This window comes from Streptococcus milleri, assembly GCF_900636525.1.
In the GTDB taxonomy this organism is placed as follows: domain Bacteria; phylum Bacillota; class Bacilli; order Lactobacillales; family Streptococcaceae; genus Streptococcus; species Streptococcus hominis.
The window spans coordinates 539,735-552,862 of the sequence record NZ_LR134288.1 but is presented as its reverse complement, the minus strand read 5'-3'; the positions used below and the strand labels follow the sequence as shown (position 1 = coordinate 552,862).

At 39.6% G+C, this 13,128-nt stretch carries 11 protein-coding genes; 6 read left to right on the top strand and 5 right to left on the bottom strand.

Going from position 1 to position 13,128, the window contains the following annotated elements; genetic code table 11:
- The first annotated feature begins 73 nt into the window (after positions 1 to 73).
- Positions 74 to 364, top strand: coding sequence for a hypothetical protein (locus EL087_RS02740; RefSeq protein ID WP_126406716.1), 291 nt, complete (start codon positions 74 to 76; stop codon positions 362 to 364).
- Positions 365 to 449: 85 nt separating this feature from the next.
- On the opposite strand, the gene EL087_RS02735 is transcribed toward EL087_RS02740, so the two are convergent.
- Positions 450 to 3,143, bottom strand: coding sequence for a cation-translocating P-type ATPase (locus tag EL087_RS02735; protein WP_126406714.1), 2,694 nt, complete (start codon positions 3,141 to 3,143; stop codon positions 450 to 452).
- Between the two features lie 371 nt (positions 3,144 to 3,514).
- Positions 3,515 to 3,901, bottom strand: a complete 387-nt coding sequence (locus tag EL087_RS02730; RefSeq protein WP_126406713.1) for a DUF1934 domain-containing protein — start codon at positions 3,899 to 3,901, stop codon at positions 3,515 to 3,517.
- A 208-nt stretch (positions 3,902 to 4,109) separates the two neighbouring features.
- On the opposite strand from EL087_RS02730, the gene EL087_RS02725 reads away from it, so the two are divergent.
- From EL087_RS02725 to EL087_RS02705, 5 genes are read left to right on the top strand one after another with little or no spacing between them, the layout of a single operon-like run.
- Complete coding sequence (locus EL087_RS02725; protein ID WP_126408119.1) at positions 4,110 to 5,429, top strand: HD domain-containing protein; 1,320 nt, start codon at positions 4,110 to 4,112, stop codon at positions 5,427 to 5,429.
- Positions 5,419 to 6,228: a sugar-phosphatase gene (yidA, locus tag EL087_RS02720; protein WP_126406711.1), complete on the top strand. Its 810-nt coding sequence runs from the start codon at positions 5,419 to 5,421 to the stop codon at positions 6,226 to 6,228. Before EL087_RS02725 ends, yidA begins: the two co-directional genes overlap by 11 nt.
- The gene (locus tag EL087_RS02715; RefSeq protein WP_126406709.1) at positions 6,228 to 7,442 is read left to right on the top strand and encodes an aminoacyltransferase; all 1,215 of its coding nucleotides are present in this window, start codon (positions 6,228 to 6,230) and stop codon (positions 7,440 to 7,442) included. Before yidA ends, EL087_RS02715 begins: the two co-directional genes overlap by 1 nt.
- A 12-nt stretch (positions 7,443 to 7,454) precedes the next feature.
- Positions 7,455 to 8,693, top strand: coding sequence for an aminoacyltransferase (locus EL087_RS02710; protein ID WP_003028136.1), 1,239 nt, complete (start codon positions 7,455 to 7,457; stop codon positions 8,691 to 8,693).
- A 41-nt stretch (positions 8,694 to 8,734) separates the two neighbouring features.
- The gene (locus tag EL087_RS02705) at positions 8,735 to 9,163 is read left to right on the top strand and encodes an ABC transporter ATP-binding protein (RefSeq protein ID WP_003028138.1); all 429 of its coding nucleotides are present in this window, start codon (positions 8,735 to 8,737) and stop codon (positions 9,161 to 9,163) included.
- Positions 9,164 to 9,254: 91 nt separating this feature from the next.
- Here the strand turns inward: EL087_RS02705 and EL087_RS02700 are convergent, their stop codons facing one another.
- The 3 genes from EL087_RS02700 to EL087_RS02690 are packed head-to-tail and all read right to left on the bottom strand — an operon-like array spanning position 9,255 to position 12,920.
- Positions 9,255 to 10,433, bottom strand: coding sequence for a TPM domain-containing protein (locus EL087_RS02700; protein WP_022525364.1), 1,179 nt, complete (start codon positions 10,431 to 10,433; stop codon positions 9,255 to 9,257).
- 17 nt (positions 10,434 to 10,450) lie between these two features.
- Positions 10,451 to 11,536: a hypothetical protein gene (locus EL087_RS02695; protein WP_059220544.1), complete on the bottom strand. Its 1,086-nt coding sequence runs from the start codon at positions 11,534 to 11,536 to the stop codon at positions 10,451 to 10,453.
- A gap of 49 nt (positions 11,537 to 11,585) precedes the next feature.
- Entirely contained in the window at positions 11,586 to 12,920 is a 1,335-nt protein-coding gene (locus tag EL087_RS02690; RefSeq protein WP_003040177.1) for an SPFH domain-containing protein, read from the bottom strand.
- Positions 12,921 to 13,128 lie beyond the last annotated feature (208 nt).

Sequence of the window (13,128 nt, the reverse complement as noted above, 5' to 3'; positions counted from 1 at the left end):
GTATTGCATTTAAAATAGCACTATTTTATAATAAATTCAAATAAAATGAAAAGAGACAAGGAGTCTTAATACTATGTCTCAAGTTAAAGCACATTTACAAATCACTCTAGATATTTCGGATGAAAACCGTCCCACCGCAGCGAAAGTTTATAATGACTATCGCAAACCATTTCTAGATACTATCGAAGGGGCTGTGAGCAAGAACTTACTTATTCGCACAGAAGATGTGCAAGTTTTACATGGTTTTGACTCTGTTGAGCATGCTCAAAAATATCTACAAAGTGATATGTTCAAAAATGATGTTTTTGTTGGACTTCAACCACTTTGGAAACAAGATCCAGATGTCCGTATTTATAGCTTATAATAAGTACTCAAAATTGTCGCATTCACGGCAATTTTTTATTATACTTTGACAATTAAAAAAGCCACCCGAAGATGACTTTTCTGTCTTAAATGGCATTTTTATCCATGCCTAATTTACGTTGAATAAATTTGACAATTTCCACAATGATAATCATGGAGAAACTTCCAATGAGAACGGCTGCCCATTGTGAAAAGTCTAATTTTGTTACATGGAAAATTCCTTCTAGTGGCTCAACCAAAATGGTAGAAGCCAATAAAATGAATGAAACAAGAATAGACCAGTTGAAAGTTTTAGATTTGAATGGCCCAACTGTTAGAAGTGATTGATAAACAGATTTTACATTAAAGGCATGGAAAAGCTGGATTAGTCCAAGTGTTGCAAAGGACATGGTCAACGCATCCGCATGAATGGCTCTCATGTCACCAACATGGACAGGATTCATCAAAGCATAAGCATAAACACCGAGTACCAAAGCACCTTGCAAAAGCCCTTGATAAATAATCGAACTCATGACGCCACCTGAGAAGAAGCTAGACTTACGACCACGCGGTTTATGAGTCATCACACCTGGCTCAGCAGGTTCAACCCCCAGAGCAATAGCTGGGAAAGTATCTGTCACAAGGTTAATCCAGAGAAGATGAACCGGCTGCAGCACATCCCAGCCAAAAAGAGTTGCAAGGAAAATCGTCAACACTTCTGCTGTATTGGCTGAAAGCAAATATTGAATGGTCTTTTGAATGTTAGAGAAGACTTTCCGTCCTTCCTCAACAGCCACGATAATCGTTGCAAAATTATCATCAGCCAGAATCATGTCAGAAGCACCTTTCGAAACTTCTGTACCTGTAATCCCCATTCCGATACCGATGTCGGCTGTCTTCAAGGCTGGTGCATCATTTACACCGTCACCTGTCATAGCAACCACCTTACCTTGACGTTGCCATGCTTTGACAATTCGCACCTTATGCTCAGGAGATACACGCGCATAGACAGAATATTGACCAACAACTTTTTCAAACTCTTCGTCTGACAATTCGTTAAGCTCAGCACCAGTCATGACATGGTCTTTACTATCATCATTGATAATTCCAAGGCGTTTAGCAATAGCCTCCGCTGTGTCTTGGTGGTCACCTGTAATCATAATTGGACGAATACCTGCTTCTTTAGCCACTCGAACAGCTTCAGCAGCTTCTGGGCGTTCAGGGTCAATCATTCCAATCATACCTGTGAAAATTAAATCATTTTCAAGATTTTCAGATGTTAAGTTTTCTGGAATTTCATCAATAATTTTATAGGCACCAGCTAAAACACGCAAAGCCTGATGGGCCATACCTGAGTTATTTTCCTTAATTAACTGAGCCGTTGCCTCATCAATCGGCGCAATATCGCCTGCCTTGTCACGAACCACACAACGTTTTAAAAGTTGATCTGGCGCACCTTTTACAGCAACCAAGAATTTACCATCTGGCAAAGGATGAATGGTTGACATAAGCTTACGATCAGAATCAAATGGCAATTCTGCGACACGAGGATATTTCTCTAAGAAAGCTTTAACATCATACCCTTTATCAAGTGCATACTGAACAAAGGCTGTTTCTGTTGGGTCACCAATGAGTTTCCCGTCTTGGTCAATTTTAGTATCATTAGCAAGTACAACGGAACGTAGCAACGGTAAGTCGAGTCCAAGGTCAATATCTTGTTTTGCTTCATGCAAACTGCCGTCATAAAAGACTTTTTCAACCGTCATCTTGTTCATGGTCAAGGTCCCTGTCTTATCAGAAGCAATAATTTCAGTCGAGCCAAGCGTCTCAACTGCAGGAAGCTTTCTGACAATGGAATTTCTCTTCGCCAAAACTTGTGTGCCGAGTGCCAGGACAATGGTCACAATAGCAGGAAGTCCTTCTGGAATTGCTGCCACAGCAAGTGCGACTGATGTCATCAATTCGCCCAGCGGGTCTTTTCCTTGAACGAATACGCCGACCACAAAAGTGATTGCTGCAATGATTAAAATCGCATAGGTCAGCACTTTTGAAAGACCATTTAGATTTTGCTTGAGTGGGGTATCTGTTTCATCAGCATTTTGGAGCATACCAGCAATATGACCGACTTCTGTAAACATACCTGTATTGACAACGACACCCATTCCACGTCCATATGTAACGTTTGAATTTTGGAAAGCCATATTGATGCGGTCGCCAATACCTGCATCAGCAGCTACATCAACAGTCAAATGTTTTTCAACTGGAACGGATTCACCAGTCAGAGCTGCTTCTTCGATTTTTAAAGAATTTGCTTCTAAAAGACGCATGTCGGCAGGAACCACATCCCCTGCTTCAAGCATAACGATGTCTCCAAGGACTAGTTCTTTTGAGTCTATTTCTGTCACATGTCCGTCACGCAGCACACGCGCAGCTGGACTAGACATGGATTTGAGCGCTTCAATCGCTTCTTCTGCCTTTCCTTCTTGGTAAACTCCAAAAATAGCGTTAATGATGACAACGGCTAAAATAATAATGGCATCCGCAATATCTTCACCACCTGAAGTCACAACCGAAAGAATAGCCGCAATCAGCAAAATAAGAATCATCAAATCCTTAAATTGCTCGATAAATTTCATCAGAAGAGATTTTTTCTCTCCCTCATCCAGTTCATTGCGTCCGTATTCATTTAAACGCTTAGCGGCTTCATTGCTTGATAAACCTTGCTCAGAAGTTTCTAAATTTTTTAAAACTTCCTCCGAACCTTGCGTATAAAACGCTTGGCGTTTTTGTTCTTTTGACAAAATATTTCCTCCTTTGATCCCTTTTTGACAAACAAAAAGAGACCTGTTTATTGCAACAAGTCTCGCTGTTTCATACAAGGCCGGAAATTGCTTTCGTATTGACGACCTTGTAACGGATATCCCGCTAGCTACTCCCTTGAGTGTTTTTATTATACCAAATTCTTCAATTTTTTCAAGCAAAAAAAAGTTCAATTTTTATCTATTTTTTTACCAAACAAATAATAAGACGAGATGAATAAAATAATGGCTATGATGATTGTCCCTGCTAGGTCAAAGAGCCTATCGCCTCTCGTTAGAAAAAACCAAATAAATCTACTGAGAATGAAAATAGCCGTCATCACTCAACTAGGAAGGTTTCTTTTCATATCTTTCTATCTCCACGAAATTTCCATTTGATAATCCGCAAAAGTTCGCTCGCCGTCAGGCGTTCTCAATTGATAATGAAGCTCAAGTGTCTGCTTTTTCAAATCAACTTGGTAATGGCTTGTTTTCGTGATAAATTGCTGCATGCCGACCGGTGTGGGAATTCCAATCAAGGCTTCTCCTCCTTTGATAAACCGCATCAAAGATTTAGGAGTAGAGAAGCGTGTTATGACTAGTTCTTCATCCTGAAACTTCAAAACAACATTTTCATTCTCTTCATTTTCAAAACGCAAGTAATGATAAGCGCCTTTTTGAGTCCAATCTACATCGTAACTTTGGTCAATTTGCTCTACTTGCTCATCTATTTGAATTCGATTTTGGATTCTAATTTTCACTCTTCAAATTTCCTCGTCTTCCTATTTCTTTTTTCATTTTAGCAGAAAATCAAAAATATTTCTTCCATTTTTTCTTATACTTTTATTTTGCTATAGCTCTGAATGGGAAAATTTTTGAATTAAAACAGCAAGTTTGAATCGCTATTTTAAGAGTTTATAGACTACTTTGTTATTTGGACTGCTAGACGAGATGTGGTATAATAGAGCCATGATTGAAAAAGTATTTCGTGATCCCGTCCACAATTACATTCATGTGGATCACCAAGTCATCTATGATTTAATAAACACCAAAGAATTTCAACGACTGCGCCGCATTAAACAGTTAGGAACTTCCGGCTATACTTTTCACGGAGGCGAGCACAGCCGTTTTTCGCATTGCCTCGGAGCATATGAAATTTCAAGACGAATCACAAAGATATTTGACGAAAAATATCCAGAGGTTTGGGATCGTCATGAAAGCTTACTTGTCATGGCAACAGCACTCTTGCACGATGTAGGTCACGGTGCTTATTCACATACTTTCGAGCGTCTCTTTGATACTGACCACGAGGAAATTACACGCCAGATTATCACAAACCCTGAAACAGAGATTAACCAAGTTCTCATTCAAGTTTCGCCTGATTTTCCGGAAAAAGTAGCCAGCGTTATCAATCACACCTATCCAAACAAACAGGTGGTGCAGCTCATTTCCAGTCAGATTGATGTCGATCGCATGGACTATCTCTTGCGAGACTCCTACTACACAGGCGCTTCTTATGGGCAATTTGATTTAACACGGATTTTGCGCGTTATTTGTCCTGTTGAAAATGGTATCGCTTTCAAACGCAATGGTATGCATGCCGTGGAAGACTATGTCGTCAGTCGCTACCAGATGTATATGCAGGTTTATTTTCACCCTGCTAGTCGGGCAATGGAAGTGCTCTTGCAAAACTTGCTCAAGCGAGCGAAATTTCTCTACGCAAAACAGAAAGACTATTTTGCGCTCTCTTCTCCCAACCTTATTCCTTTCTTTGAAAAAAGAGTGACTTTAAAAGATTATCTTGCTTTGGATGACGGCGTGATGAATACTTATTTCCAGGTCTGGATGACAAGCCCTGATACGATTTTATCTGACTTGGCACAGCGTTTCATCAACCGCAAAGTCTTTAAATCCATTATTTTTTCAAAAGAAAATGAGAAATATCTGAATGTTATGCGGGATTTGGTTGCAGAAGTCGGTTTTGATCCTGACTACTATACCGCTATTCACCGCAATTTTGATCTGCCTTATGATTTTTATCGTCCAGATGTCGAAAAACCACGCACTCAGATTGAAATTATCCAAAAGGATGGTAGCCTCGCTGAGTTATCCACTTTATCCCCTATCGTCGAAACATTAGCAGGCACAAGGCATGGCGACAACCGTTTCTATTTCCCAAAAGAAATGCTGAAAGAAGCTGGACTTTTTAGTGAAAATAGTAAGACTTTCTTGTCGTATATCAAAAACGATCAATTTATTTATGGAGAATCACACGAACATGAACATTAAACTAATTGCCGTTGACATTGACGGAACTTTATTAAACAACAAAAGAGAAGTCACACCAGAAGTTTTTTCTGCTGTACAAGATGCCAAAGCTGCTGGAGTAAAGATTGTCATTGCAACCGGACGTCCCATTCCAGGAGTGAGAAATTTGCTCGAAGAATTACATCTAAATGAGCCAGGTAATTATGTCATTACCTTCAATGGCGGGCTGGTTCAAGATACAGTCACTGGGGAAGAATACATCAAAGAACCTTTGTCCTATGAAGATTATCTGGATATCGAATGCCTCAGTCGCAAGCTAGGGGTTCACATGCACGCTATCACTAAGGACGGTATTTATACTGCTAACCGTAACATTGGAAAATACACCGTTTACGAAGCTGGGCTGGTCAATATGCCAGTCTACTACCGCACTCCAGAAGAAATGGTAGATAAAGAAATTGTCAAAATCATGTATATTGACGAACCAGAAATTTTGGATCAAGTAATCGCTAAACTTCCAAAAGAATTGTACGATAAGTACACACTCGTCAAATCTGCACCTTTTTACTTAGAAATTGTCAAAAAAAATGTCAACAAAGGAGCTGCAGTCGTGCATCTAGCAGAAAAATTAGGATTGACAAAAGAGGAGACCATGGCAATTGGAGACGAAGAAAACGACCGTGCAATGCTAGAAGTCGTGGGAAATCCTGTTGTAATGGAAAATGGGACTGACGAGTTGAAGAAAATTGCCAAGTATATTACCAAATCAAACGATGAATCCGGCGTTGCATACGCTATTAGAGAGTGGGTTTTAAACTAATGTACACTTATAAAATCGGAATATCTGCTCAAGAACACGATGATTTTGTTAAGAAAAGTTCTCAAACCAATTTGCTTCAAAGCGCTTCTTGGGCAAAGGTCAAAGATAATTGGGACAATGAACGAATTGGTTTTTACAAGAATGACCAATTAGTGGCTTCTGCTAGCATTCTCATCAAGCCTTTGCCGCTCAGTATGACCATGCTTTATATTCCGCGTGGCCCTATTATGGACTATCAAGATCAGGAATTGCTACACTTTGTTCTGACTTCTTTAAAAAAATTTGCCAAAACTAAAAAAGCTCTTTTTATCAAGTTTGATCCCAGTCTTTTCCTCGTGCAGGCTCAAATTGGAGAAGACAGAAAAGAACAGCAAGAAACACTTGACGTGATTCAAAATCTCCAGAAAGCTGGAGCGATTTGGGTGGGACGGACAGAATCACTTGATGAAACGATTCAACCACGTTTTCAAGCAAATATTTACAAGGATAATTTCAGCGAAGAACTTTTATCAAAAAGTACACGCCAAGCCATTCGCACCGCACGCAACAAAGGTATTCAAGTCCAATTTGGTGGCAAAGAGCTTTTGGATGATTTCTCTGCTTTGATGAAAAAAACAGAGAATCGGAAAAGCATTCATCTACGCGGGCAGGATTACTATCAAAAACTGCTGGATACCTACCCTGAGCATTCCTATATCACACTTGCAAGTATTGATTTAAACGAGCGTCTAGAAAGTCTCCAAGTACAAAAATCCAAAGCTGAAAAAGAAGCTAGCAAATTTACTGAAAAAACCAAGCCCGGTAAAATTGAAAACAACAAGCAGGAACAAAAACGACTGCAAGAAGAAATGGACTTCTTAGTAGAAAAAATGACTCAAGGAGCCATGACAGTGCCTCTATCTGGAACTTTGGTTCTCGAATATGGAACTACCTCTGAAAATATCTATGCTGGGATGGACGAAGAATACCGCCGCTACCAACCAGCTCTCCTCACTTGGTACGAAACCGCTAAACACGCTTTTGAACGCGGAGCTAATTGGCAAAATATGGGCGGTGTTGAAAATGATTTAGACGGCGGGCTTTACCACTTCAAATCTAAATTCAACCCGACTATTGAAGAGTTTGTCGGAGAGTTTAACTTGCCAACCAATCCACTCTATCATCTCTCTAACCTTGCTTATACTTTGAGAAAGAAATTCCGCAGCAAACACTAAGAAAGGAATCGTATGACATTCAGACAACTTAGTCAGGAAGAATTTGTAAACCATAGCGCGTCTTGCAATCAACGTTCTTTTATGCAAACAGTAGAAATGGAAAAGCTCTTAGAGAAACGCGGTTTTACTTGCCAATATGTCGGTCACACAAATGAATACGGTGAAGTAACCATTTCAGCTGTGCTCTACAGTATGCCCATGACAGGCGGACTTCACATGGAAATCAATTGCGGTCCTGTTTCAACAAATCCTCACGACCTGCAAGCTTTTTACCGTGAACTCAAGACCTACGCCAAAGAAAATGGTGCTTTAGAGCTAATTGTCAAACCTTATGAAACTTATCAAACATTTGACAGTAATGGACAGCCTACTTCGCTCGAAAAAACAGAATTGATAAAAGATTTGACAGACTTAGGTTATGAATTTGATGGCTTGCAGACAGGTTATCCAGGTGGCGAACCTGATTGGCACTATGTCAAAGATCTGGCAGGTCTTACCGAAAAAGACCTCATCAAATCCTTCAGCAAAAATGGCAAATCAACCGTCAAAAAAGCGAATACTTTCGGCATTCAACTAAAAAAACTGAAGAGAGACGAATTAAATATTTTCAAGGAAATCACTTCTGCCACCTCCGAACGTCGTGAATATAGCGATAAATCATTAGATTATTATCAAGATTTCTATGATGCTTTTGGCAATCAAGCGGACTTCATGATTGCAACGCTTAATTTTCAAGATTATTTGCAACATCTGCAACATGATCAAGAAAAACTAAAACAAAAAATTCAAAAATTAAAAGCGGATTTAGAAAAAAATCCTCAGTCAGAGAAAAAACACAATCAACTGCGTGAATTCTCTAGCCAATTTGAAAGTTTTGAAACACGCAAAGCCGAAGCGCAAGAATTGATAGATAAATATGGAACAGAAGACCAAGTTCTTGCAGGCAGCCTCTTTATCTATACATCACAGGAAGCGACTTACCTCTTTAGTGGTTCCTATCCTGAATTTAACAAATTCTACGCCCCAGCACTTCTCCAAGAATATGTCATGAAAGAAGCTCTCAAGCGAAACATTCCTTTTTACAATTTTCTTGGCATTACAGGAATTTTCGACGGGTCTGACGGCGTTCTCCGTTTCAAACAAAACTTCAATGGCTACATTGTTCGCAAAATGGGTACCTTCCGCTATTATCCACAACCACTTAAATTTAAAATTCTCAGTTTGATTAAAAAATTCCTAAGGCGCGCTTAAAAACTCTCAAACGGCTTTTTGAGAGTTTTTAAAGTATTCATATGTTTTATAAGGATTTATCAGATATGCTGAAACGATTTATTTCAAAAAAACTACTGACGATTTACCTTCTGTTTATCGTGCTGACATGGATTGAGTCAGTTTTAAACCCAACGCTCGTTCGGATGATTATTGATAGTTTTCAATCGAAAAATTTAAAAATTCTCTGGCAAATCTTGATGTTGGGAATTCTTGGAAATATGCTGATTGTCTTAGGTTTGGCAGGCAAACGCTATTTCTATGCAAAAATCATTGCAGACTTCAATACAAATATAAAAGGAAAGATGTTTGCGGCTTTTCTTTATGACAATCAACTGTCAGATAAAGACATTCTTTCCGATTTAGAAAATGATGTAAAGCAAATTGATAGCTTTTACCATTCCTCGTTGAATTCCCCTAGAAATAAAATTATTGTGGACAACATCGTTTGAAAATTTTAAAATTCGCCCCGTTGTAAAATAAAGTGTAATAAAAAGGCCAGCATAACTATCCTGACCTTTTTAAACTTCCACTATTATCCATCTAAAAACTTCCGCCACTACCCCCGTGACTTCTGTCTGAGGAAGATGTATGTGTACTACTACCCCCAGAATCACTGGAGCTGCTAGGCTCCGGTTTTGCTTTCTTATCTACATTTGAGTAGAGGAAGAATTCTTGAGCATTGGTAATCTGGAGACTATTTTTCTTGATGTAATCAGCGGCTCCGGTTTTATAATAAACAGATTTGAGCTGACCTTTCATTCCTGTTACGATGAGAAAGGCGAGACCAAAGCCGATAGCCAATGCTCCTGGAATCCAGTACCAGCTTAAGGGCTCCTTAGGGAGATTTTTTACATCATAAGGCTGTCCTTTTCGTGCTTGAGTGAGGAAATCATCACACTGCTCAGCGTAGGTTGTAAAAGCAGCATTGTAGTCACCATCTTTTAAATCAGGTAAGAACTGCTTTGACAGGTAGTCTAAGCCAGCATCTGTAAAAGCAGTAATGCCGTATCCTGTCGTTGAAATATGCCACTTCCGATCTTCCATGCTGACTACGAAAAGCACCCCATCGTGATTTTTTCCTTGACCGTAGCCATTGTAGTCGAAGTAGTCATCTGCGAAGTCTTGGGCGCTCTTTCCTTCCAGACTCTTGACGGTCACAACAACGACATCACATTTTTGGCGTTTGCTAATATCTTTGAGCTTTGCTAACAGGGCTTTTTCTTGCTTTGGCTTCAGCAAATCAGCATCATCTACAAGTAATTTATTAGCTGATGTATCTAGCAATTTGACTACCTTATTGAGATAATATCGAACACCACTATAGTTGTTTTTCCCACTATCAAAAGCTTGCCAAAGTATGTCATCACTCTTTGCGCCTAGCTTTTCTTTAGCGTTTCCAGCATAATATAGGATCCATTCATTTTTTTCTTTATCAACAGCAAGGAGAATACCTTCAGCTGTGCCTGCAGATTCTTGATAAACCTTTTCAGCATAGGCCAAAATACCACCTTCACCTACTGATTTTGCTGCCAAAAAGTAAACTTTAAAATGATATTGTTCTTCAATAGCTTTAGCCGCTTTGTTAATCTCTGTTATTTCCTTGCTTGAAAAGGCTGAGACTTCATCACGAATATAGCTGGTTTCTTCTGCACAGACAGTCCCAATCATGAGAAAGGAGAGAAGAAGAGTTGTCAGTAAAATTATGAATTTCTTCAACATAATCTTATCCTCCCTTCTTACAGTAAGTGAATCATCCATACAGCCGCATAACTAACTAAACTTGCCGCCACGCCCAGTCCAATTAGCCAACGTCTATAAGCTTGCTTGTCTAAGGGCAAATCTCCGACGAATTTACCAGTCTGACCATTCATCGCAAAGACAAACTTTTTGCCCTTCCAAGTCGTATTTAAGAGCCAAACTGGATAGAGAACATACTTAGTTGAACCATTTATCAAGCGGATATTCGAAGATTCTGGGGTAACAGTAGAAAACCCCGTAACTGTGTCTTCAAAGGCTTCCTCCGTGCTTTGCTTGACACGGTTGTTAGCATGAGTAATGCTCTCCTCGGCTCCGACATCATATTTATCTGCTAGGTATCCTGCTAGGTAAGCTGTCTGAAAATCAACAGCTTCTGAAAAATCAAAGGGTTCAATGGATTCCATTAATTGATCATCCAATTTACTTGAACCGTCTACTGGGATATGTTCAAACGCTAACTGACCGGAACGAATAACTGAAAAATAGCTTGTTTCGGTATAGTCATACTCACTATCACTCCATGTTCTAATCCTGCTTGCTTTATAATGAACATCCGCATCTGCTTCTGTGTCAAAAAGCCAGAATGGAACATAAACCCCCTTTACTTCATCAATATGATTTTGGTCTTTAAAAACTTTTGGCAAGAGACGTTTCCCCATGAGATGCTTATTCAGACTCGCCTTTGCTGCCTTTTTATCTAATTTGAATGGAATCACATAATCTGGCTTTAAATCACCAGCAAAACGTCCCATCATAACGACAGGATTATCGCAGAATGGACAGGAAGTGGCTGCTGTTGACTCGTCAGCAACAATTTCACCACCACAAGATTTACAGACATAAACTGACAGTTGATCAATCTCGCCTGTATCCCATTCACCACCAGCTTGCGTACTCCAGGTCATATTTTCATCGGTCTGGGTTTTTAATTGTTCATCCAATTCCTTCAAACTTGACATATCCAATTCGGAATCACAATAAGGACACTTCATTTTCTGAATTGAACTATTAAATTCAAGAGCACCACCACAATTTGGACATTTATATTCTTGTAAATCAGCCATGATGATCTCCTTTCTACTGTCATCGAACTATGAGATAGTTAGAAAAGTTTTAAACAAGGTCATTTTCATCAAAGATATTGCCACATTCAGGGCAGAATTTAGGTGGATTATAAGCATCTTCTGGTTGCCAGCCACAATTGCTGCAACGGTATTGACGGCGGGTTTCTGGTTTCGGTTGACCACAGTTTGAACAGAATTTACCATTATTGACAGTCCCACAAGTACAAGTCCAGCTGTCACTCACAGGTTTTGGTGAACCGCATTCAGGACAGAATTTACCTGAAGCTTCATGTCCATTTGGACAAGTCCATTTATCCGTAGTAGTTTGGGTTTGAGAGGCTGCACTCGCTGTTTGCGTTTGCTGACTAGCAGCCTGCTCTTGTCCCATCGCAAAAAGATTTTGGGCATTCATACCGCCTGCGCCCGCTGCCATTCCTACTCCCATAAAGCCAGTCATCGCACCACCTGGATTTTCAGCCGCTGCTTTCATAGCATCTGCTTGCGCACCAACTAAGGTAGCCGCTGCCATGGTTGGATCCTTCATAATAGCCACACGTTGAGCCTGCTTAATCATTTCAGCATCTTCGTCTGGAAGAGTTACTGAACCAAGAGCTACACTAATGACTTTCAAGCCACGCAGTTCTCCCCATTTGCTAGAGAGCGCTTCATTCATGGCATTTTCGAGTTCTGTATTATGGCTAACAATTTGATTTGGTCGCAATTCTAAATCAGACAATGCAGCGAATGCTGGTTGAAGAGCACTGATAAATTCTGTTTTCAGTTGTGATTCTAACTCTTCACGCAAATATTCTTTTTCCACATTGCCACAGACATTGGTATAGAAAAGAAGTGGGTCTGCAATCTTATAAGAATAAACACCAGAGCAACGGACAGAAACATCCACATCTAAGCCGATTTTTGAATCCACCACACGAAATGGAATTGGGTTTGGTGTGCCAAACTTATTATCAATCAGCTCTTTTGTATTGAAATAGTAAACACGTTGATCTTTGCCTGTATCACCACCATAAGTGAAACGTTTTCCAATTTGTTTAAAAGTTTCCTTAATGGAATTGCCTAAATTACCTGTAAAAATACTAGGCTCGCTAGACGTGTCATAAGTGAATTGACCAGGCTCGGCACAGACTTCAACAATTTTTCCCTGCTCGACAATCATCATACACTGACCGTCTGCAACAGCAATTCCAGAACCATTCGAAATAATGTTGTCGTTACCTTTCGTGTTGGATGAACGTCCAGATACTTGCTTTTGTCCTTTGACCACCATGACAGACTTGTCCATGGCATCACAGTAAAAGAATTCTTTCCATTGATCAGCCAATACGCCGCCTACGGCACCAATTCCTGCTTTAATGAGTCCCATAAGAATCTCCTTTCTCTCTTTAAAAAACATGTTCCCGCTACCTTAAACTGTACTACTAAACGACATCATCTCCTTTGTCATAAATTTGTGAATTTTTACAAAAAATCATACGCTAACTAGCAATATCTGTCTTTTTATCGCAACACGATTAGCTGTATGAAAGCGTTTTATCTTCAAAACCATTTTACCATATTTTTATAAAATTGTA